We start from the raw sequence: 21,807 nt of genomic DNA, 5'->3' as shown, positions 1-21,807 counted from the left end.
ATGAAACGGAAGCCAACGTTGTCGATACTCCACTACTTGCCCGCGCCGGGACCCTTGAAATACTTGAAGAACTCGGAACTCGAATCCAGCACGATCACGTCGTTGCGTCCCTTGAAGGTGGCCTTGTAGGCTTCCATCGAGCGATAGAACCGGTAGAACTCCGGATTCTTGCCGAACGACTTGGCATAGATCTGCGACGCCTGCGCATCGCCATCGCCCTTGATCGTCTCGGCGTCGCGCTGGGCGTCGGCCAGGATCACGCTGCGCTGGCGCTCGGCGTCGGCGCGGATCGTTTCCGCCTCGGCCACGCCGGTCGCGCGCAATTCGTTCGCCACGCGCACGCGGTCGGCCTTCATGCGTTCGTACACGGCGTTGTTGACCTGGTCGACGAAATCGATGCGCTTCAGGTGCACGTCGACGACCTCCACGCCCAGGTCGCGCACGCCGGGCATCAGGTCGGCACGCACGGCGTCGGCGACGTCCGCGCGCTTGCCGCCGGTCAGCACGTCGGCCAGGTTGCGTTTGCCGATCTCGGCCGTGAGCGCATTGCGCACGAGCTGGGTGAGGCGCTCGCCGCCGCGGTCGGCGTTGCTGCCGATGGCGATCACGTACTGGCGCGGATCGACGATGCGCCATTTGATGAACGCGTCGACGAGGAGGTCCTTCTTTTCCGCCGTCATGAAGCGGTCGCCGTCCGGCGTGTCGAGCGTCTGCAGGCGCTTGTCGAGGTAGACGACGCTCTGGAACGGCCGCGGCGCCTTGAAGTTCAGGCCCGGTTCCTTGATCACTTCGCGCAGTTCGCCGAGCGCGTACACGATGGCGTAACGGTGCTGGTCGACGACGAATACGGACGACGACGCCAGCGCGACGACGATGGCGGCCCCGATCAGGGCGGCTAGCAGGCGGCTCATCAGCGGCTCTCCCGTTCGCGGCCCGTGTCGCGGCTGCGCAGGTCGCGCGTGCGATTCGATTCGCCGTTCGATGCTTCCGGCTGGGCTGGCGTGGCCGACGGTTGCGGTTGTTGCGGCTGTTGCGCCGGGTTCTGCGGCGGCGCCATCATCGGGCCGGAGCCCGATCCGCGCGCGGCCTCGTTGGCCGTCGACTGGGCCAGGAGGCGGTCGAGCGGCAGGTAGATCTGGTTGGTGCCGGCCTTGGTGTCGATCATGACCTTGCTGGTGCTGGAAAGGACTTGCTGCATCGTCTCGATATACATGCGGTCGCGCGTGACGGCCGGCGCCTTGGCGTACTCGGCCACGATCTTGTCGAAGCGCGCGGCATTGCCGGTCGCGACGCTGACGACGCTGGCGCGGTAGGCTTCCGCATCCTGCAGCAGGCGCGCGGCGCGGCCCTTCGCCTGCGGCAGGATGTCGTCGGCAAAGGCCTGGGCTTCGCTGCGCGAGCGGGCGCGCTCTTCCTGCGCCTTGCCGGCATCCTCGAACGCGGCGGCGACCTGGTCCGGCGGCTGCACGGACTGCATCGTCACGCCGACGATGTCGGCACCGAGCTTGTAGCGGTCGGCCATGCGCTGGATCGCTTCGCGGGCCTGGGCGGCCAGCTTGTCGCGGCCGTCGTACAGGACGGTGTCCATCTTGTTCTGGCCCACGAGCTCGCGCACGACGGTCTCGGCGGCATCACGGACGGTCTCGACCTGGTCGCGGTTGTTGAACACCCACGCGACCGGGTCCTTGATCTTGTACTGCACGGAGAACTGGACGTCGACGATGTTCTCGTCGCCCGTCAGCATCAGCGCCTCGCTCGGCTGCTTGTTGCGCACGTTGGCGCGGTAGCCGATCTCGGCGGTCTGCACCTGCGCCGTGTTGACGGTCTCGTGCGCCTGGAACGGCGCCGGCCAGCGCCAGTTGAAGCCGGCCCCGGTGACGTGCGACAGGCGGCCGAACGTCGTGACGATGCCGACCTGCCCTTCCTGCACGATGAACGCGCCGCTGGCGAGCCAGATCAGCACGACGATCGCGCCGACGACGGTGGCCGTCAGGCCGATGCCGCGCGCGTCCGGACGGAACGAGCCGCCGTCGCCGCCGCGCTTGCCGCCGAACAGGCGGTTGAGGCGCTGGTTGAAGTCGCGCCACAGCTGGTCGAGGTCGGGCGGACCGTCGCTGTCGTTCTTGTTGTTGTTCGGGCGGCGGCCTTCGTTCGATTTCGGTTTGTGCCCCCAACGGGGCGGTGCGGCGGGCCGATCATTGAGGGACAACATGGGGGCGCCGGCCTTGCGCGCGCCGGCGTGACGACCGATCGGCGCCAGCCGCGCGCCGATCCGTTTGATCAGAGAAACAAGCATAGACTAGTGTGGTCCGGGATGGGGAGTCGCGGGCAGCAGGTCGGCATGCGCGAAGCCGGCTTCCTCGCCTTCCTGCTCGTCGGCGTTCGGTGCGGCGGCGCCGCTTCCGGCCGCTTCGGCGATCGCGTCGCGCAGCAGGTCGAGGCCGGCGCCGCTCCTGGCGCTGATGAAAACGCGGCTGATCTTACCATATTCATCACGCTCGATCCCGGGCTCGAGGCCCGCCGCATCGATCTTGTTCCAGACGAGGATCTGGGGAATATGGTCGGCGCCGATCTCGCGCAGGACCTCGTTGACCTGCTCGATCTGCTCCATCCGCACGGGCGATGCACCGTCGACGACGTGCAGCAGCAGGTCGGCGTGGATGGTCTCTTCCAGCGTGGCGCGGAACGCGGCGACCAGCTGGTGCGGCAGTTCGCGCACGAAACCGACGGTATCGGACACGACGACGTTGCCGACGTCCGCACCGAGGTACAGCCGGCGCGACGTCGTGTCCAGCGTGGCGAACAGCTGGTTCGCGACGTACACCCCGGCCTTCGTCAGGGTGTTGAACAGCGTCGACTTGCCGGCGTTGGTATAGCCGACGAGCGACACGGAAAACGTCTGGTTGCGCCCGCGCGAACGGCGCTGGGTCTCGTGCTGCTTGCGCAGCTTGGTGAGGCGGGTGCGCAACATCTTGACGCGCTCGCCGATCAGCCGGCGGTCCGTCTCGAGCTGGGTTTCGCCGGGTCCGCGCAGGCCGATACCGCCCTTCTGGCGCTCCAGGTGGGTCCAGCCGCGGATCAGGCGCGTGGCCAGGTGCTGCAGCTGGGCCAGCTCGACCTGCAGCTTGCCCTCGTGGCTCTGGGCCCGCTGGGCGAAGATGTCGAGGATCAGGCTGGTGCGGTCGACCACGCGCACGTTGAGGCGCCGCTCCAGGTTGCGCTGCTGGGCGGGCGACAGGGCGTGGTTGAAAATGACGATCTCGACCTTGTCGGCCAGGCAGGCCTGCGCGATCTCGTCGGCCTTGCCGCTGCCGACGAAATACGCGGGATCGGGACTGTTGCGCTTCGCAGTGATCGTGGTGACCGGTTCGGCCCCTGCCGAGCGTGCCAGCAGGGCCAGTTCTTCCAGGCTGGCCTTGAAGTCGCCAGCGTTGAAATCGATACCGACCAATGCGGCGCGCATGGTGTTGCCGGAAACGTCAGCCATCGACCTCACTCGGCGTCTTGCTCGAGGTTGAGGTTGACGGCGCGGGCCGGGACGACGGTGGAGATAGCGTGCTTGTAAACCATCTGGGTGACCGTGTTACGCAGCAGGACCACGTACTGGTCGAAGGACTCGATATGGCCCTGGAGCTTGATCCCGTTGACGAGGTAGATCGAGACAGGGACGTGCTCTTTGCGCAAGGCGTTGAGGAATGGGTCTTGTAACAGTTGCCCTTTGTTGCTCATGACAGCTCCGTGATGTTGTTGTCGTATAAAAATTGTGGCGGGATGCCGGATTTCAAGTGGCTGCGCCAACATTCTCAAGCTGTGAATGTTCGCCCAGGCTAACTGTAACCTGTTTTGACGTTTTTTGTCGTACTGCTATGGTTAAACCTGGCTTAAAACGCGCCCCGCGGCGTGCGAAAAACATTTAGCGCAAATGTAAATTACGTGCGCCGGAAGCACATCGCACCGCGTTGGGTGGGCACCCGTGCCCACGCGCTACGCCAACGTTACGCCAACGTCACGCGTGGGCACGTTTCATTTGAGGCCCCCGGCCTCAAATGTCCACCCTACGGCTTGGCGAACGGGTTCTTGCCGCTGCGCAGTTCGATCCTGAGCGGCGTGCCGATCAGGTCGAACGTGTCGCGGAAATGCTTTTCCAGGTAACGCTTGTACGGTTCCGTGATGCCATCCAGCGCATTGCCGTGGATGACGATGATGGGCGGGTTCTGGCCGCCCTGGTGGGCGTAGCGCATCTTCGGACGGGTGCTGCCCTTGCGCTTCGGTTCCTGCTTCTCGATGGCTTCCTGCAGCGCGCGGGTCAGGCGCGGCGTCGACAGATTCGCGGTCGCCGCGGCGTACGCCGTGTCGATGGCCTTCATCAGGTGGTTGATGCCGGTGCCCTTCAGCGCCGAGATGAACTTCATCTCCGCGAAGCCGAGGAAATCCAGCTTGCGGTCGATGTCGTTCTTGACCTGGTCGCGCTGGTCGGACGTGAGGCCGTCCCACTTGTTGACGGCGACGACGAGCGCGCGGCCCGTCTCCAGGATGAAGCCGGCGATGTGCGCGTCCTGCTCGGAGATGTCCTGCTGGGCGTCGAGCATCAGCACGACGACGTTCGCCTCCGAGATCGACTGCAGCGTCTTCACGACCGAGAATTTCTCGATCGCCTCGAACACCTTGCCGCGGCGGCGGATGCCGGCCGTGTCGATCAGCGTGTAGTTCTTGCCGCCCTTCTCGAACGGCACCTCGATCGAGTCGCGCGTGGTGCCCGGCATGTCGAACGCGATCACGCGCTGCTCGCCGACCAGCGTGTTGATCAGCGTGGACTTGCCGACGTTCGGCCGGCCCACGAGGGCGATCTTGACGCCATGGTCCGCCGGCTCCAGTTCCTCGGCTTCGGCGGGGCGCTGCTGCACGGCTTCATCGATCGCCTCGTTGACGAGGTCCAGCACGCCGTCGCCGTGGGCGGCGGAGATCACGTACGGATCGCCCATGCCCAGCTCATAGAAATCGGCCGTGACCGAGGTGTACTTCATGCCCTCGCTCTTGTTCACGACGAGCATGACCTTGCGGCCCGACTTGCGCAGGAAGTCCGTGATGGTCTTGTCGTGCGGGGTCAGGCCCTGGCGGCCGTCGACGATGAACATCACGACGTCCGCCTCGGCGACGGCCTGGCGCGTCTGCAGCGCCATTTCGTGCATGATGCCTTCCTTGGCGACCGGCTCGAAACCGCCGGTATCGATGACCAGGAACGGCCGTTCGCCCATGCGCCCTTCGCCGTAGTGGCGGTCGCGCGTGAGGCCAGGCAGATCCGCCACCAGCGCGTCGCGCGAGCGGGTCATGCGATTGAATAAGGTCGACTTTCCGACGTTGGGACGACCTACGAGTGCGATTACCGGCTTCATTGAATCTTATTCGACCGCGATTGCGGTCACGGTTCCATTTTGTGTTTGAAAAATCAGGTTCGAACCGACGACCAGAGGCGTCGTTTCGATGGCGCTGCCGTCGGTCGCGGCACGGGCCAGGAAGGCACCGTCCTCGCGCGACAGGAAGTGTACATAACCCTGGTAGTCGCCGACGGCGACGGCGCGGCCGTACGACACCGGCGTGGACAGGCGGCGGTAGGCCAGCTTGTCGTTCTTCCATGCGCTCGTGCCGCTGTCGCGGTTATACGCGAACATGGCGCCCTTGTCGTCCGGGACGAAGACGAAACGCTGGTCCGCGGCCACGCCCACTTCGGACGAAATGTCGCGGGTCCAGCGCGGGCTGCCGGTGGCCAGGTCGAAGCAGCCGACGCGGCCCTGGTACGAGACGGCGCACACGTCGTTGTCGATCACGACCGGCGTGCCGCCCATGTCGGTGACGCGCTCCAGTTCCGTCGCGCCGTGCGCCACGCCCACTTCGATTTCCCAGCGCGGCGCGCCGGTGGCGAGGATCAGCGACATCAGCTTGCCGCCCGGCTGGGCGATCAGCACGTCCTTGTCGTGGATGACCATGCCCGGCGCCAGGCGCAGCGTGAGCGCGGGCGCGGTGCGCTGCACGGTCCACTTCTTCTGGCCGGTCTTGGCGTCATACCCGTTGATGCGGTTGTCGATGCTGCGCGCGACGACGATGCCCTCGCCCACGACCGGCGACGACAGGATCTCGGAGGACAGCTGGGCATCCCACAGCTTCTTGCCGTCCATGTCGAACGCGAGCAGCTTGCCCTTGGCGCCGCCCAGCACGATGACGTTGCCGTCCGTGCCGACGCCGGCCGTCAGGTCCATGCCGGCCTTCGTGCGCCAGATCTGGCGGCCCGTGGCGGCTTCCGCGCGCACGATGGTGCCGTCGCCGCCGGCGGCGACGATGGTGTTGTCGGCGATGGCCGGCGAGAACATATAGCTCTGGGACTTGCCGACTTCCAGCTTCCACGCCGTGCGCACGGCCATCGAACCCTTGAGGTCGACCAGCGGCGCGGGCTGGTTGCCCTTCGGCTTGGACGCGAACGGATTCAGCGAATGCATGGTGGAGCAGCCCGTCATCAGGGCGAGGACACCGACACCAACGAGCTTGCGGCTAATACGCATATTCTTCTTACCTTGTTCTGTGAGTACTGCAAACGTACACGCAACGAGTATCAACGTCGTCCCCGCGAAGGCGGGGATCCAAGTTGCGAGCGTTACGGCAGCGCGTGCAACTTGGGTTCCCGCCTGCGCGGGAACGACGGTCATTCTTACGCAACCACGAGCTTAACTTACGCAGCGGCTTTCTGCGCCGGCGCGCCACCGATCGCATCCAGCTTGACCTGCACGACCTGGCGGCCCGGATGGTTCTTCTCCATCTTGTCGAGCGCGGCCTGGTAGGCGGTGCGGGCGTCGGCCAGCTTGTTCTGCGCGACGAAGACATCGCCCTTGCGGTCCTGCACCTCGGCCGCGAACTGCGCCGGGAACTCGCCGTTCAGCAGCGCGAGCGCCTGGTCGTAGGCCTTCTCGTCCAGCAGCACGCCGGACAGGCGCAGCCTGGCGATCGCCTTGTATTCGTCGTCGCCATGGTCGGCCGCCCATTGCAGCTGGGCCTTCGCGGTCTTGAGGTCGTTCGTGTCGAACGCGGCCTTGGCGGCGGCCAGCGCGGCCATCGGGGCGTAGGCGGTCGAGCCGAACTTGTCCTCGATGTCGCTCGTGAAGCGCTGGACCTTGGCCTTGTCGCCCGCCTGGATCGCCGCCGTCAGGCCATCGTACAGGCCGGACGCTTCCGCGGCCTGCGTGCGCTGGTGCGAGTTCCAGAAGTTGTAGGCGGCATAGCCGCCCAGCGCGAGGATCAGCACCCAGCTGATGAGGTTACCAAAGCGGTCCCAGAAGGCCTTGAAATTGGCTATCTGTTCCTGTTCTTCGAGATCGTATGCCATGGACGTCGGTCTTTGTCTTATCGTTGGTTGAGAAGGCCCCCGCGCGCCTGCGCGGGTTCGGGGTTATGGATGGTAGTGCACGTGATCGTGGTCGTGATCATGGTCGTGTCCGCCCACGATCTGGTCGACGATGAAGTCGACGGCTTCGTCGAACGGCACGCTGGATTGCTGCTGGCCGCCCTCGGCATCGCGCAGCGCCTTCACGGCCACGACGTTGTTGGCCACTTCGTCCGCGCCGATGATCACGGCGAACGCGGCGCCGGAACCGTCGGCCTTCTTCATCTGGCTCTTGAAGCTGCCGGCGCCGGTCGGCGTCGCGCAGTGCAGGACGACGTCGAGGCCGGCGTCGCGGATGCGCTCGCCGAGGATGAACGCCTTCATCTGCGCGTCCGCGCCCTGGTGCACGAGGTAGACGTCGCACTGGGCCGGTTCGGCCGGCTCGCCCTGCGCCTTCATCAGCTCGATCAGGCGCTCGATGCCCATCGCGAAGCCGATGCCCGGCGTCGCCTTGCCGCCGAACGTCTCGATCAGCGGATCGTAGCGGCCGCCGGCGCAGACGGTGCCTTGCGCGCCCAGCAGGTCGGTGACCCACTCGAACACGGTGCGGTTGTAATAATCAAGGCCGCGCACGAGGCGCGGATTGACCGTGTACTGGACGTTGTTGGCGTCCAGGATCTGCTTCAGGCCCTCGAAGTGCGCGAGCGATTCGCCGCCCAGGTAGTCGAGCAGCTTGGGCGCGGCGTTGACCAGGTCCTGCATGGCCGGGTTCTTCGTGTCCAGGATGCGCAGCGGGTTCGCGTGCAGGCGGCGCTTCGCTTCGGCGTCGAGCACGTCGATGTTCGCTTCGAAGTAGGCGATCAGGTCGGCGCGGTGGCGCTGGCGCTCCTCGGCGTTGCCGATCGAGTTCAGTTCCAGGCGGATGTCATCCAGGCCCAGGTCGTCCCACAAACGGCGGCACAGCATGATCAGCTCGGCGTCGATGTCCGGACCGGAAAAGCCGATGGCTTCCGCGCCGAACTGGAAGAACTGGCGGTAGCGGCCGCGCTGCGGACGCTCGTGGCGGAACATCGGGCCCTTGTACCACAGGCGCTTGGGGCCGTCGTAGGCAAGGTTGTGCTCGATGACGGCGCGCACGACGCCGGCCGTGCCTTCCGGACGCAAGGTCAGCAGGTCGCCGTTCATCGAATCGGTGAAGGAATACATTTCCTTTTCGACGATGTCGGTGACGGCGCCGATGGCGCGCGCGAACAGGCCCGTTTCCTCGACGATGGGCGTGACGATCTTCTGGTAGCCGTAGCTCTTGAGCACGGATTCCGCGGTGTTTTCGAACAACTCCCACAGCGGCGCGTCGGCCGGGAGGATGTCGTTCATGCCTTTGATGGCGACAATCTTTTCTTTTTTATCGGACATTTCTATTTCTTCCTTCGCACCGCTCAAAAACCGTCGTTCCCGCGCAGGCGGGAACCCAAGTTCTGCGTGCGTCACGATAGCGCGTGCAAACTTGGGTCCCTGCCTGCGCACGGACGACGATTATGCAGTCTCAGCCTGCTTCGAATAATTCTTCTGTACGTAATCGAGCACGATCGTCTTGAATTCATCCACGATCCGCTCGCCCCGCAGTGTAGCGACCTTTTGCCCATCCACAAAGACCGGCGCCGCCGGCGATTCGCCGGTGCCCGGCAGCGAGATGCCGATGTTCGCGTGCTTCGATTCGCCCGGACCGTTCACGATGCAGCCCATCACGGCCACGTTCATCGCTTCCACGCCCGGATAGGTCTTCTTCCATTCCGGCATCTGCTCGCGCAGGAAGGTCTGGATGTTGTCGGCCAGTTCCTGGAACACGGTCGACGTCGTGCGGCCGCAGCCCGGGCAGGCGATCACCATCGGCGTGAACTTGCGCAAGCCCATCGTCTGCAGGATTTCCTGGCCGACGACGACTTCCTTCGTGCGGTCGCCGCCCGGTTCCGGCGTCAGCGAGATGCGGATCGTGTCGCCGATGCCTTCCTGCAGCAGCACGGACAAGGCCGCGGTCGACGCGACGATGCCCTTGCTGCCCATGCCCGCTTCCGTCAGGCCCAGGTGCAGCGCGTAGTCGCAGCGGCGGCCCAGTTCGCGGTAGACGGCGATCAGGTCCTGCACGCCGGACACCTTGCACGACAGGACGATCTGTTCGCGCCGCATACCAAGCTCCTCGGCGCGCTGCGCGTTCTCGATCGCCGACGTAATGAGGGCTTCGTACATGACGGACTGCGCGCTCCACGGCTGCGCGCGCGCGGCGTTCTCGTCCATGATGCGCGCCAGCAGCGCCTGGTCCAGGCTGCCCCAGTTGACGCCGATGCGCACCGGCTTGTCGTACCGGATCGCGGTTTCGATCATCTGGGCGAACTGGGTGTCGCGCTTGGCGCCCTGCCCCACGTTGCCCGGGTTGATGCGGTATTTCGACAGCGCCTGCGCGCACTCCGGATAATCGCGCAGCAGCAGGTGGCCGTTGTAGTGGAAGTCGCCGACGAGGGGGACGTCGACGTCCATCCGGTCGAGCTGTTCGCGGATCGCCGGCACGGCGGCCGCGGCTTCCGGCGTGTTCACGGTGATGCGCACGATCTCGGAACCGGCGCGCGCCAGTTCCTTGACCTGGATGGCGGTGCCGATCGCGTCGGCCGTATCCGTGTTCGTCATCGACTGCACGACGACGGGGGCGTCGCCGCCGACCATCACCTTGCGTGCGCCGTGCTGCACGAGCACGCCGCGGCTGGCGCGGCGCGGCAGCGGGCCGGAACCGATCGGCGCGTTGGCGTTGTTCGAAAAAGTCATCTCTATGTGTTCCGTTTATTGCACGCTTTTACTGGAGATTCACGCGCGACAGCGTCTTGCCCGGCACCGGCGGCAGCGCGACGGCGGCGCCGCGCAGCGTGGCCGTGACACCGGCCGGATTGCCGACCGTCATGCGCACCGGCTGCTCGACGTTGACGGTCTCGGTGCTGCCGGCCTTGACGAGGCGCGACAGCAGCGGCGCGCCGCCCTTGGCCGGCCGTACTTCGATCCACGAGTCCTGGCTGACGTTCAGTACGAGCGCGTTGGCGCCCGCCGGGGCGGCGGCCGGTGCGGCCTGTGCGGTCGTCGCGGCCGGTGCGGCGGCCGGCGTGGCCGGTGCCGCGGGGACGGTCGCCGGCGGCGCGCCCGTCGCGGTCGTGCCCGGCACGTTGACGACGGCGCCCGGCGCGGCATTGTTTGCGGCCGTGGCGGGCGGCGCGGATGCGGCGGCGCCCGGCACGGAAATCAGCGGTACGGCCGGATTCTGCAGGGGCTCGACGGCGTTGCCGTTGGCGGTCTCGGCGACACCGTGCGCCGCCGGCGCGGTCACGCTCGTCGCGGCCATTTCGCCACGCGGGGCGCCCGGGATGAGGCCGAAGTGCCACGCGGCGGCGGCGGCCACGACGACCACGACCGCGCCCGCGATCCAGCCCAGCGGCAGGTTCGAACGTTTGCCGTGGCTCGGGAACTTGGACTCGGAGAACGAGGCCGGGGTCGGACGCCGGTTCGCCGTGACGGCGCTCGTGTCGGGCGCGGGCTCGGTCTCCATCGCGATCTGTGCCACCAGCGGCGCCGGATCGACCTTCACCAGCTTGGCATAGGCCCGCACGAAGCCGCGGGTCACGGCGGGGCTGGGCAGCGCGGCGTAATCGCCCGCTTCCAGTGCGATGACCTGGCGCACGGCCAGTTTCAACTGGTCGGCCACCTGTTCGACGGACCACCCCAGCGCCTCGCGCTGCGCGGCCAGGGCCTGGCCCGGGACGCCGCGCACGGGCGGTTGGTTGTCGGGCGTCGCCGGCTGATCTGCACGCTCGGAACTCATTGTCGTTGTCTCACTCACTAAATGCACCGCGCTCGAACGCCGCATACTCGGGCGAACCGGGGAAGCGCTTGCGCAGCTGCGCCGCCAGCGACGCTTCCGTGTCCCGGTCGCCGAGCATGTGCTTGACCCGGATGGCCAGCCACAGCACGTCGGCCGGCAGCACGTCGAGCTTCGCTGTCTCCGTCAGGCGGTTAATGAAAAACCCGGCGCGGGAATAATCGCGCCGCTCGAAATACACCCGTGCCAGTCCGGCGCTCGTGGCCGGCAGGTCGGGATCGTAACGCAAGGCGTCGAGCAGATAGCGCTCGGCCGCGTCGACATTCTTCATCTTCAGGCTGCAATTGCCCGCGTTGACCATGGCTTTGACCGGCGACACGTAGTTCGGATTCTTCAGCGCCGTTTCGAAATAGCCCATCGCCTCGCGCGGCTTGCCGCCGGCTTCGCACAGGAACAGCCCGTAATTGTTGGACAGGTCCGGATTGCCGGGCGCCAGGCGCAGCGCATGCCGGTAATTCTCGTCGGCGAGGACGTTCTCGCCCATCGCCGTGTAGATCAGGGCGCGCACGCCGTATGCATCGGCGGCGTCCGGGTTGGCGGCGATGGCGCGCTTCACCTCGTCCAGCGCGACGTCGTACTTGCGTTCCTGGTAATAGCCCACCGCCAGTTGCAGGCGGATCTGGGCGCGTTTTTCCGCGGCCGTCTGGTCGGACAGCGTCTTGAGCTCGTGCGTATCGCCCGCCAGGCCGTCGTTATTGCCGGCGCAGGCCGACAACAGCAGCGGGAAGGCGAGCGCGCAGGCCAGGCGTCCGGACAGCCGCGGCATCAGGACGCGATCTCCACGATCTTGCCGAAATTCGGGCCGAATTTTTGCTGGTATTCAGCCATCTTGCTCATGCGCTCGTTCACGCGGGTACGGTCCTTGACCTCGCCCGCCAGCTGGCCGCAGGCGGCGTCGATGTCGTCGCCGCGCGTCTTGCGGATCGTGGTGACGAGGCCGGCATCCATCAGCACCTGGGCGAACGCCTTGATGCGCGGGTTCTTCGAGCGCACGAGGCCGGATTCGGGGAACGGATTGAACGGAATCAGGTTGAACTTGCACGACACGCCCACCACCGGGTCGTTGACGAGGGCGACGAGTTCGCGCGCATGCTCGTCGGTGTCGTTGACGCCGTCCAGCATGCAGTATTCGAACGTGATGAAGTCGCGCGGGGCGAATTCGAGGTAGCGCCTGCACGCGGCCATCAGCTCGCGCAGCGGGTATTTCTTGTTCAGCGGGACGAGCATGTCGCGCAGCGGATCGTTCGAGCCGTGCAGCGACACGGCCAGCGCCACCGCGCATTCCTGGCTCAGCTTGTCCATGTTCGGCACCACGCCCGACGTCGACACGGTCACGCGGCGGCGCGACAGGCCGTAGGCGTTATCGTCCAGCATCAGCTTCAGCGCGGTGACGGTCGGGTCGAAGTTCAGCAGCGGCTCGCCCATGCCCATCATGACGACGTTCGTGATCTGGCGCTCGCCCTTCGGACCCGGCTCGATGCCTTTCGTGCGGCGCAGTTCGAACTCGGCCATCCACAGCTGGCCGATGATCTCGGCGACCGAGAGATTCCGGTTGAAGCCCTGCTTGCCCGTCGAGCAGAAGCGGCAGTTGACGGCGCAGCCGGCCTGCGTGGAAATGCACAGCGTGCCGCGCGTCTCTTCCGGGATGAACACGGTTTCGACGGCGTTGCCGTTGCCCACGTCGACCAGCCATTTGCGCGTGCCGTCGCTCGACGTGTGGTCGCTGATGATGGCGGGCGAGCGCACTTCGGCGCGCGTCTTGAGCTTTTCGCGCAGCGATTTCGCCAGGTCCGTCATGGCGTCGAAGTCGGCGACACCGAACTGGTGGATCCAGCGCTGCAGCTGTTTGGCGCGGAAGGGCTTCTCCCCCAACTCGGCGCAGTAGGCGACGAGCTGCGCGGGATCGAAGTCCAGCAAGTTGGTGAGAGTTGCCATGATTGAATCCTGTGCCTTCAAAATAAGTTCCGCCCGCCGGGCTCCGGGAGCGTGGGCGAGCGGGATACTGCGATGTTAAGCCAGCTTGCGCCGCTCAACGAAAAAAATTTGCTACGAAGATTAACGCGAGTAGACGTTCAGTGCCGGGAAGTAGTAAGCGATCTCGACAGCTGCGGTCTCGGCAGCGTCCGAACCGTGCACGGCGTTGGCGTCGATCGAGTCGGCGAAGTCGGCGCGGATGGTGCCCTTGTCGGCCTTCTTCGGATCGGTTGCGCCCATCAGTTCGCGGTTCTTGGCAATCGCGCCTTCGCCTTCCAGCACCTGGATCATGACCGGGCCCGAGATCATGAAGTCGACCAGATCCTTGAAGAACGGACGCTCTTTGTGGACAGCGTAGAAACCTTCGGCTTCGGCGCGCGACAGCTGGGCCATACGGGCAGCGACGATCTTCAGGCCTGCGCCTTCGAAACGGCTGTAGATTTGGCCGATCACGTTTTTAGCGACTGCGTCAGGTTTGATGATCGACAGGGTGCGTTCGATTGCCATTTAAAAACTCCAATAAAAAGAAAGGTTTAAATCGAGATTTGGGAACTCAATCAACCTTCTATTTTACCATACATCCTTCATGCTACCGATATTGCGCCGCGCCGACGCCGGATGTTAGAGTGTCATCGATAGACCTCGTCCATTCGGGCGCCGCTTATGCAAGGCTTAAATCTTGCGTTTCCGGCACACCCACCCCTGTTGACGGCGGGACCAGACCCCATATGGGGAGCAAAGCGATTTCTTCCAACGGAGGCATTATGATTCCCAGCCTGCAAAAAACCTACGACGTCCCGGCCACCCGCGCCACGCGTCACCGCGTCCTGCGCAATACTTATTGGCTGCTGGCCCTGTCCATGGTCCCGACCGTGTTCGGCGCTTACATCGGCCTGCAGATGGCCCTGCCGATCTTTGCCGGCGGCATGGGCGTGCTGCTGTTCCTCGCCATCGCGTTCGGCTTCATCTTCGCGATCGAGAAGACCAAGAACTCGGCGGCCGGCGTACCGATCCTGCTCGCCTTCACGTTCTTCATGGGCCTGTGGCTGACCCCGCTGCTGCGCTACACGCTGCACTTTTCCAACGGCGGCACCCTGATCATGACCGCGTTCGCCGGCACCGCGGTCGTGTTCGCGACGATGGCGACCATCGCCACCGTCTCGAAGCGCGATTTCTCGGGCATGGGCAGCTGGCTGTTCGCGGGCGTCATCGTCGTGATCCTGGCCGGCCTGGCCAACATCTTCCTGCAACTGCCGGCGCTGATGCTGGTCGTGGCGGCGATGGCGATGGTGATCTTCTCGGCCCTCATCCTGTTCGACGTGAACCGCATCGTCAACGGCGGCGAAACCAACTACATCAGCGCGACGCTGCGCATCTACCTGGACATCTACAACGTGTTCACCAGCATGCTGCAACTGCTGGGCATCGGCTTCGGCAACCGCGACTGATCTTTACGCTTCAATAACGAGCCGGCCCGCGGGCCGGCTTTTTTTCGTACAATACCCGCATGTCCCGTAGCCTGGTCCACGTACTGCTGTCGCTGTTGCTGCTCGTTTCGCAGCAGCTGTCGCTCGGCCACGGCTATACGCACTGGGCCGAGATCGACGAGACGCTCGTCCGGCAGGCCGCGGCCGGCGACGGCGGCGGCAAGCTGCCCAAGCCGGGCTTGCACGACCTGTGCGGCCAGTGCGCGGCCAGTGCCCAGATCGCCTTTGCGCTGCCCACCACGCTGCGCCGGTTCGTCCCGGCCAGGCTCGCCTACGCCGCCCCGGTCGTACCGGCCACCCCGGGCATCTGCCTGCTCACGGCCTGCCCGTTCCAGTCGCGCGCCCCGCCCCAAGCCTGATAACGCATCCATTGTTTGTTGTTCCGCACCGCCCGGCACGTCCCGGCGGTGCGGGCCGTTATCCATCCGCTTGAGGTTTTAAAAAGATCATGAAAATCGAACGTACGCTGCTCGCCAGCGCGCTGCTGCTCGCCTTCCACCCGGCCGTCCGCGCGGCCGACGACCAACAGACCATCAACGAAGGCAAGATCCAGCAGGTCGTCGTCACGGCCAGCCCGCTGCGCAACGGCGAAGGCGACCAGATCCTGACGCCGGCCAAGGTGCTCGCCGGCGACGAACTGCGCGACAAGGTCGGCAGCTCGCTGGGCGAAACGCTGCAGAACGAACTGGGCGTATCGGCCTCCGCGTTCGGGGCCGGCGCGTCGCGCCCCATCATCCGCGGCATGGAAGGGTCGCGCGTGAAGATGCTGGAAAACGGCATGGCGACGTCGGACGTGTCCGGCCTGTCGAACGACCACGCCGTCGCGTCCGAAGGCGCCGTGGCGCGCCAGATCGAGATCCTGCGCGGCCCCGCCGCCCTGCTGTACGGCTCGGGCGCCATCGGCGGCCTCGTCAACGTCGTCAACGAACGCATCCCGACGGCGCTGGAACCCAGGCTCACGGGCCAGGTCGAGACGCGGCTCAGCACCGTCGACGACGGCAAGGACATGTCCGGCACGCTGGACGGCGCCGTCGGCAAGCTCGGCCTTCACCTCGACGGCAATATGCGCAACACGGACGATTACCAGATCCCCGACCTGCGCGTCGTGAACGACCCGGCCTCGCGCATGAACCGCCTGCCGAATTCCGACACGAAGGAACGCAACATCGGCGTCGGCGGTTCGTACATCGACGACTGGGGCTATGCGGGCCTGTCGGCGTCGCACCTGACGAATTTCTACGGCATCCCGACGAACGAAGGCTCGCACATCAGCCAGCGCCAGAACCGCTACGACTTTGACAGCATCGTCAAGAACCCGCTCGACGGCCTCGAAAGCGCGCGCGTCAAGGCAGGCTATACCGATTACCACCACACCGAACTGGACGACGGCGTCCCGGCCACGCTGTTCTCGAACAAATCGTTCGAGTCGCGCATCGAGCTCACGCACAAGCCGCTGACGAGCCTCGGCCTGCACGGCACGTTCGGCATGCAGACCGAAAACACGCACTTCTCGGCGCTGAGCGCGCAGGGCGGCCCGGACACCGTGCCCGTCACGCACTCGACGACGCAGGCCGCCTTCGTCGTCGAGGAATGGAAGCAGGGCCCGCTGCGCTGGAACGCCGGCCTGCGCTACGAAAACGTCGACCGCAAGCCGGTCTCCAACCGCGAGCGCAGCTTCGACCTGCAATCCGGGTCGATCGGCGCGCAGTGGCCGTTCACGAAGAACTATGCGTTCGGCACGACCCTGTCGTACGCCCAGCGCGCGCCCGCGACGGAAGAACTGTATTCGGGCGGTCCGCACGACGCCACGCTCACGTTCGACGTCGGCAATCCGGACCTGCACAAGGAAATCTCGCGCAACCTCGAACTGTCGCTGGCGAGGACGAGCGGCCTCCTGCGCTGGCGTGTGAACGCCTATCGCAACAACGTCAACAACTTCATCTACGGCCACATGACGGATGCGATGTTCGACGAGGACGGCAACCCGGGCGGCGGCTTCCGCCAGCGCCTGTTCCAGCAGGCCAAGGCCCACGTCCAGGGTGCGGAAGCGGAAATGACGTGGAACCAGATCGGCATGGGCTGGAACGGCCGCGTGTTCACGGACACCTCGCGCGGCTACCTCGACGATGCCGGCAACCTGCCGCTGCAGCCGGCCGACCGCGTCGGCGCCGCCGTCGGCTACCGCCAGCCGAACTGGCGTGCCGGCCTCGACTGGACGCACGCCCGCGGCCAGGAACGCCTCGCCGCGTTCGAATCGACGCCGACGTCGTCGTATAACCAGGTCGACGCCAATCTGTCGTACACGCAAAAGCTCCAGAACATGGACCTGACGTACTTCCTCACGGCGAAGAACCTGCTGAACGAAGACATCCGCCTGTCGACGTCGCTGCTCAAGGACATCGCGCCGCTGCCGGGGCGGAACATCACGTTCGGCGTGCGCGCCAAGTTTTAATGGACGCGATCGGTTGAGACACGTAGGGCAGGCACCCGTGCCCGCCCTACGATTCTGCCCTACGATTCTAATCTTGCTCCGCCTCGAGCCCACCAATCCGCGTGGGCACTGGGTGCCCACCCTACGCCCATCAGAATACGTATGGACGTCCCGTGCGCCACGCGTGCGGGACCTTCGCTATATTCTTGCCAGTGAACTCAATCCAATTGGCATAAGTACGAATTTGCCGCCCAAATGGTCCCGTGGAGACATTTTGTTCTCCAGATGCCAATGGACCTTCTCGCGCGGAAAATGTATTTTTTTTCACGGCCGTTACAGCTTATGCATTTGCGCATAGAATGACCGCTTTCGGACTCGGAAGCGATCGGCATGGAAGCAGCAACGCGCGACTTTCATCTCCTCGGCAGTACCGGTGCGGTCCGCGCCGGTTACCACGTCCATGACTGGTCAGGCTCGCCGCTCGGCCCGCCGGACGGATGGAGTCCCGCATTGCGCAATGCGGCCAGCCTGATCCTCGAATCCGAATTCCCCATGTACCTCGCCTGGGGCCCGCACCTGGCGCTGCTGTACAACGCCGCCTTCATTCCCCTCCTCGACAGCACCCACCCGGCCGTGCTCGGCCGCCCGCTGGCACAGGTCTGGCCCGACCGCTGGCCCGGCCTGAAACCGCTCGTCGAACGGGCGCTCGCCGGCCATGCCACGTACGGCGAGGACGTGCCCAGCCCCATCGACCGCAACGGCAAGCCGTACAACGCGTGGTTCACGCTGGCGTATTCGCCGCTGCGCGACGACAGCGGCACCGTGCGCGGCGTGCTGTGCGTGACGAGCGAAACGACCCAGCGCGTGCAACTCGAACGGCGCCACGCCGTGCAACTGCAGGTGGTGGACACCCTGCGCCGCATGCACCACCCGTCCGACATCATCGAGTGCTCGTGCACCCTGCTCGGCAATCACCTGGAACTGGAGCGCGCCTGCTACGTCGAAACGGACGAAGCCGACGGCAGCTTCGAGGTGATGCACGACTGGGCCCGCGACACGCGCGCCCCGCTCATCGGACGGCGCGCCCGCCTCGACGATTTCGGCCCGCAGGCGCTGGCCCTGCTGCGCACGGGCTCGCCGCTGGCCGTGCGCGACGCCACCGCCGACCCGCGCCTGCCGGCGCGCGGCGAGCACTATGCGGCCGCCGGCGCGCGCGCGATCCTCGTCGTGCCCAAGGTCAGGCGCGACCAGCTCGTGGCGGCCCTGGTCGGCTATTCGGCCCTGCCGCGCGACTGGGACGAGGAAACGCAGCGGCTCGCCGCCGACATCGCCGAACGCAGCTGGGAAGCGCTGGACCGCGTGCGCGCCGAGCAGGCCCTGCGCGATGCGGTGGCGCGCCAGACGACGCTGCTCGACATGAACGAGTTCCGGCTCGAAGTGTCGGACCTGCTGCGCCGCCTGAACGACCCGTCCCAGATCTTCGTGCAGACGGGTGCCATGCTGGGGCGCTTCCTGCAGGCCAGCCGCGTGCTGTACGGCGACTACGACGCCGACAAGCAGCTCGTGACCTTCCATTCGAACTACACGGACGGCATCGTCGCCGAACTGAACGGCACCTTTCCCGCCGCCCTGTTCGGCGCGTCGAACTTCGGCTCGCTGGCCCAGGGCACGTGGGTGTCCAGCGACCTGCAGCGCGATCCGCGCACGAGCGGCCCCGACGTCTGGCCGAACTACGCCGCGCTGCAGATCCGCTCGAGCGTCATCGTGCCGCTGAACCGCAACGGCGCGCTGACGTCCTGCCTGTTCATCAACGACAACCTGCCGCGCGTGTGGAGCGCCGACATCGTGCGCCTGATCGAGGACGTCGCCGAGCGCGCCTGGAGCGCCGTCGAACGGGTGCGCGCCGAAGATGCCCTGCGCCTGGCCGACCGCCGCAAGGACGAATTCCTCGCGATGCTGGCGCACGAGCTGCGCAATCCGCTGGCCCCGATCTCGGCCGCCGCCCAGCTGCTGAACATGGGCCCGCCGGACGCCGCGCGCGTGGAGCGCACGAGCGCCATCATCGCGCGCCAGGTGGCGCACATGACGGGCCTGATCGACGACCTGCTGGACGTCTCGCGCGTCACGCGCGGCCTCGTCGTGCTCGGCCGCGACGAGGTCGACCTGCGGCGCGTGATCGGCGACGCCGTCGAACAGGTGCGCCCGCTGATCGAGGCGCGCCGCCACCAGCTGGCGCTGCACCTGGCGCCGGAACCGGCCATCGTCGAGGGCGACCCCAAGCGCCTCGTGCAAGTGGTCGCCAACCTGCTGAACAACGCCGCCAAGTACACGCACGAGGGCGGCGAGCTGTCGGTCTGGATGGGCATCACGCCCGAGCAGGTGCTCGTGAGCGTGTCCGACAACGGCATCGGCATCTCGGCCGAGCTGCTGCCGACCGTGTTCGACCTGTTCTCGCAGGCCGAGCGCACGCCGGACCGCTCGCAGGGCGGCCTGGGCCTCGGTCTCGCCCTCGTGAAAAGTCTCGTGGAGCTGCACGGCGGGATGGTGACGGCCGCGAGCAAGGGCCGCAACCTGGGCAGCGAATTCACGATCCGGCTGCCGCGCCTGCGCGACGCGGCGACGCCGTCCGGCGACGCGTCCACGTCCGGCGCGCATGCCCCCGGCACGGCCAGGGGCCTGTCGCTGATGCTGGTGGACGACAACGTCGACGCCGCCATGACCCTGGGCCTGCTGCTGGAATCCGGCGGCCACCGCGTGACGGTAATGCACCACCCGGCCGAGGCGCTGGAGCAGGCCGCGCAGGCGCGCTACGACGCCTTCCTGCTCGACATCGGCCTGCCCGGCATGAACGGCTATGAACTGGCCCGCCGCCTGCGCAAGCTGCCCGCCTGCGCGGAAGCGACGCTCGTCGCGATCACCGGGTACGGCCAGCAGTCGGACCAGGCGAGCGCGGCATATGCCGGGTTCGACAGTTACTTCGTCAAGCCGGTGGACCCCGAAGGATTGTTCGCGCTGCTCGACCGGGTGACTGCGCGGTAGGGTGGGCACCCAGTGCCCACGCGCGGCGTTCGCGTCTGCGCGGCGTTACGCGTGGGCGGGGGCCGCCCACCCTACCTCGACCGGTCGTGCCACACCGTGCCCACGCCACGCATCACGCGTCGTTCGACGTTTGCGTCTCCGCCGGCGCCGCGAATTCGCGCGGCTGGAAATCGTCGAGGCGCTCGAACACGGCGATCGATTCCACGTGCGACGTGTGCGGGAACATGTTCGCCACGCCTGCCTTCTTGAGCACGTAACCGGCGCGGTGCGTGAGGATGCCGGCATCGCGCGCCAGCGTGGACGGGCTGCACGACACGTACACGATCCGCTGGGGCATGAGGTCGGGGTTCGTCAGGCGCAGCTCCGCCAGCGCGATGGCCAGCGCGACGGCGCCGTCGCGCGGCGGATCGACCAGCATGCGGTCGAATTTTCCGAGCGCGATCAGGTCGTCCTTCGTCACCTCGAACAGGTTGCGCGTGTAGAACGTCGTCTTGTCGGCCAGGCCGTTGGCGCGGGCGTTTTCCAGCGCGCGCGTCGTCAGCGCCGTGCTGCCTTCGATGCCGACGACCTCGCGCGCCTGCGTGGCGAGCGGCAGGGTGAAGTTGCCGAGGCCGCAGAACAGGTCGGCCACGCGGTCGGTCTTCTGCACGTCCAGCAAGGTCAATGCCTTGTGCACGAGCAGGCGGTTGATCTGGTGGTTGACCTGGGTGAAGTCGGTCGGCTTGAACGGCATCCTGATGCCGAATTCCGGCAGCGTGTAGTACAGCTCCTTGCCGAGGGGGTAGTACGGCGCCGCGGTGTCGGGGCCTTTCGGCTGCAGCCACCACTGGATGTTCCACTGGTCCGCGAACGCTTTCACGAGCGTCTCGTCGGCGGGCGAGAGCGGCGCCATGATGCGCAGCACGAGCACGGTGGTCTCTTCGCCGACGGCGACCTCGATCTGCGGCATCTGCTGGTAGATCGACAGCGCGCCGACCAGCTCGCGCAGCGGCACGAGCATCGCGGACAGGTGGTCCGGCAGGATCTCGCAGCTCGTCATGTCGGCCACGTACGACGAATGGCGCTCGTGGAAGCCGACCAGCACCGTGTTCTTCTTGGCCACGTGGCGGACCGACAGGCGGGCGCGGTAGCGGTAGTCCCAGGTGGGGCCGTACATCGGCCGCATGATGTTCTCGGCCTTCGTCTTCCCGATGTGCCACAGGTTGTCCTCGAGGACGCGCTGCTTCATCGCGACCTGGGCCGACGGCTCCAGGTGCTGCATCGAGCAGCCGCCGCAATGCCAGAAGTGCGGGCACTTGGGCTCCACGCGCATCGACGACGCTTTCTGCAGCGTGACCATGCGGCCCGATTCCCAGTTCTTCTTCTTGCGCAGGGTCTCGAAGCTGACGCGCTCGCCCGGCAGCGCGCCTTCGACGAAGATCACCTTGCCCGGCGAGCCGTCCTCGTTCTCCAGGTGGCCGACGCCGCGCGCGTCCATGTCGAGGGATTTGATGTTGATGAAGGTTTCTTGCATGGTTGAAGACGATGAGAACTAGGACAGGTAGCAAGCACGTCGTCCCCGCGGAGGCGGGGACCCAGGTTCGGTGCGTAGCCG

The 21,807-nt window shown here is 66.2% G+C and carries 18 protein-coding genes; 4 read left to right on the top strand and 14 right to left on the bottom strand.

Features of this window, described 5'->3' with window-relative positions; genetic code table 11:
- Positions 1-32 precede the first annotated feature (32 nt).
- The 13 genes from hflC to ndk all read right to left on the bottom strand — a co-directional run bounded on the left by hflC (position 33) and on the right by ndk (position 13,763).
- On the bottom strand, positions 33-911 hold the full coding sequence (gene hflC, locus ASC93_RS12060) for a protease modulator HflC (protein ID WP_056441784.1): 879 nt from the start codon (positions 909-911) through the stop codon (positions 33-35).
- Positions 911-2,296: an FtsH protease activity modulator HflK gene (hflK, locus tag ASC93_RS12055; protein WP_082547961.1), complete on the bottom strand. Its 1,386-nt coding sequence runs from the start codon at positions 2,294-2,296 to the stop codon at positions 911-913. Before hflK ends, hflC begins: the two co-directional genes overlap by 1 nt.
- Before the next feature lie 3 nt (positions 2,297-2,299).
- On the bottom strand, positions 2,300-3,463 hold the full coding sequence (hflX, locus tag ASC93_RS12050; RefSeq protein ID WP_056442280.1) for a GTPase HflX: 1,164 nt from the start codon (positions 3,461-3,463) through the stop codon (positions 2,300-2,302).
- 29 nt (positions 3,464-3,492) lie between these two features.
- A complete protein-coding gene (gene hfq / locus ASC93_RS12045; RefSeq protein WP_036168820.1) occupies positions 3,493-3,729 on the bottom strand; it encodes an RNA chaperone Hfq in 237 nt (78 codons plus the stop codon).
- A gap of 326 nt (positions 3,730-4,055) precedes the next feature.
- Positions 4,056-5,393 carry a ribosome biogenesis GTPase Der gene (der, locus tag ASC93_RS12040; protein ID WP_056441781.1) on the bottom strand — a complete coding sequence of 446 codons (1,338 nt, stop codon included), beginning with the start codon at positions 5,391-5,393 and terminating at the stop codon, positions 4,056-4,058.
- A 6-nt stretch (positions 5,394-5,399) separates the two neighbouring features.
- Positions 5,400-6,554 carry an outer membrane protein assembly factor BamB gene (gene bamB / locus ASC93_RS12035; RefSeq protein WP_056441778.1) on the bottom strand — a complete coding sequence of 385 codons (1,155 nt, stop codon included), beginning with the start codon at positions 6,552-6,554 and terminating at the stop codon, positions 5,400-5,402.
- A gap of 167 nt (positions 6,555-6,721) precedes the next feature.
- Positions 6,722-7,372: a tetratricopeptide repeat protein gene (locus ASC93_RS12030; protein ID WP_056441774.1), complete on the bottom strand. Its 651-nt coding sequence runs from the start codon at positions 7,370-7,372 to the stop codon at positions 6,722-6,724.
- A gap of 63 nt (positions 7,373-7,435) precedes the next feature.
- The gene (gene hisS, locus ASC93_RS12025; protein ID WP_056441771.1) at positions 7,436-8,782 is read right to left on the bottom strand and encodes a histidine--tRNA ligase; all 1,347 of its coding nucleotides are present in this window, start codon (positions 8,780-8,782) and stop codon (positions 7,436-7,438) included.
- Between the two features lie 120 nt (positions 8,783-8,902).
- Positions 8,903-10,183, bottom strand: coding sequence for a flavodoxin-dependent (E)-4-hydroxy-3-methylbut-2-enyl-diphosphate synthase (gene ispG, locus ASC93_RS12020; protein ID WP_056441769.1), 1,281 nt, complete (start codon positions 10,181-10,183; stop codon positions 8,903-8,905).
- Positions 10,184-10,211: 28 nt separating this feature from the next.
- The gene (locus ASC93_RS12015; protein ID WP_056441766.1) at positions 10,212-11,225 is read right to left on the bottom strand and encodes a RodZ domain-containing protein; all 1,014 of its coding nucleotides are present in this window, start codon (positions 11,223-11,225) and stop codon (positions 10,212-10,214) included.
- A gap of 10 nt (positions 11,226-11,235) precedes the next feature.
- Positions 11,236-12,048, bottom strand: a complete 813-nt coding sequence (pilW, locus tag ASC93_RS12010; protein WP_056441763.1) for a type IV pilus biogenesis/stability protein PilW — start codon at positions 12,046-12,048, stop codon at positions 11,236-11,238.
- Positions 12,048-13,220: a 23S rRNA (adenine(2503)-C(2))-methyltransferase RlmN gene (gene rlmN / locus ASC93_RS12005; RefSeq protein WP_157201898.1), complete on the bottom strand. Its 1,173-nt coding sequence runs from the start codon at positions 13,218-13,220 to the stop codon at positions 12,048-12,050. Before rlmN ends, pilW begins: the two co-directional genes overlap by 1 nt.
- Before the next feature lie 117 nt (positions 13,221-13,337).
- The gene (gene ndk / locus ASC93_RS12000; protein WP_047824070.1) at positions 13,338-13,763 is read right to left on the bottom strand and encodes a nucleoside-diphosphate kinase; all 426 of its coding nucleotides are present in this window, start codon (positions 13,761-13,763) and stop codon (positions 13,338-13,340) included.
- Positions 13,764-14,020: 257 nt separating this feature from the next.
- Here ndk and ASC93_RS11995 point away from each other — a divergent pair, with 257 nt between their 5' ends.
- From ASC93_RS11995 to ASC93_RS11980, 4 genes are all read left to right on the top strand, one after another.
- Positions 14,021-14,704 carry a Bax inhibitor-1/YccA family protein gene (locus ASC93_RS11995; RefSeq protein WP_056441756.1) on the top strand — a complete coding sequence of 228 codons (684 nt, stop codon included), beginning with the start codon at positions 14,021-14,023 and terminating at the stop codon, positions 14,702-14,704.
- Between the two features lie 59 nt (positions 14,705-14,763).
- Complete coding sequence (locus ASC93_RS11990) at positions 14,764-15,102, top strand: hypothetical protein (protein ID WP_056441754.1); 339 nt, start codon at positions 14,764-14,766, stop codon at positions 15,100-15,102.
- A gap of 89 nt (positions 15,103-15,191) precedes the next feature.
- A complete protein-coding gene (locus ASC93_RS11985) occupies positions 15,192-17,195 on the top strand; it encodes a TonB-dependent receptor (protein WP_056441751.1) in 2,004 nt (667 codons plus the stop codon).
- Positions 17,196-17,564: 369 nt separating this feature from the next.
- Positions 17,565-20,213 (top strand): ATP-binding protein, encoded by a 2,649-nt coding sequence (locus ASC93_RS11980; protein WP_082547960.1) that lies wholly within the window; start codon positions 17,565-17,567, stop codon positions 20,211-20,213.
- Between the two features lie 112 nt (positions 20,214-20,325).
- Here ASC93_RS11980 and rlmD read toward each other — a convergent pair whose 3' ends face one another.
- The gene (gene rlmD, locus ASC93_RS11975) at positions 20,326-21,726 is read right to left on the bottom strand and encodes a 23S rRNA (uracil(1939)-C(5))-methyltransferase RlmD (protein WP_056441743.1); all 1,401 of its coding nucleotides are present in this window, start codon (positions 21,724-21,726) and stop codon (positions 20,326-20,328) included.
- Between the last annotated feature and the right edge of the window lie 81 nt (positions 21,727-21,807).

This window comes from Massilia sp. Root335 (assembly GCF_001425685.1).
Classification (GTDB): domain Bacteria; phylum Pseudomonadota; class Gammaproteobacteria; order Burkholderiales; family Burkholderiaceae_D; genus Telluria; species Telluria luteola.
This window is presented reverse-complemented; position numbering and strand designations above follow the sequence as displayed.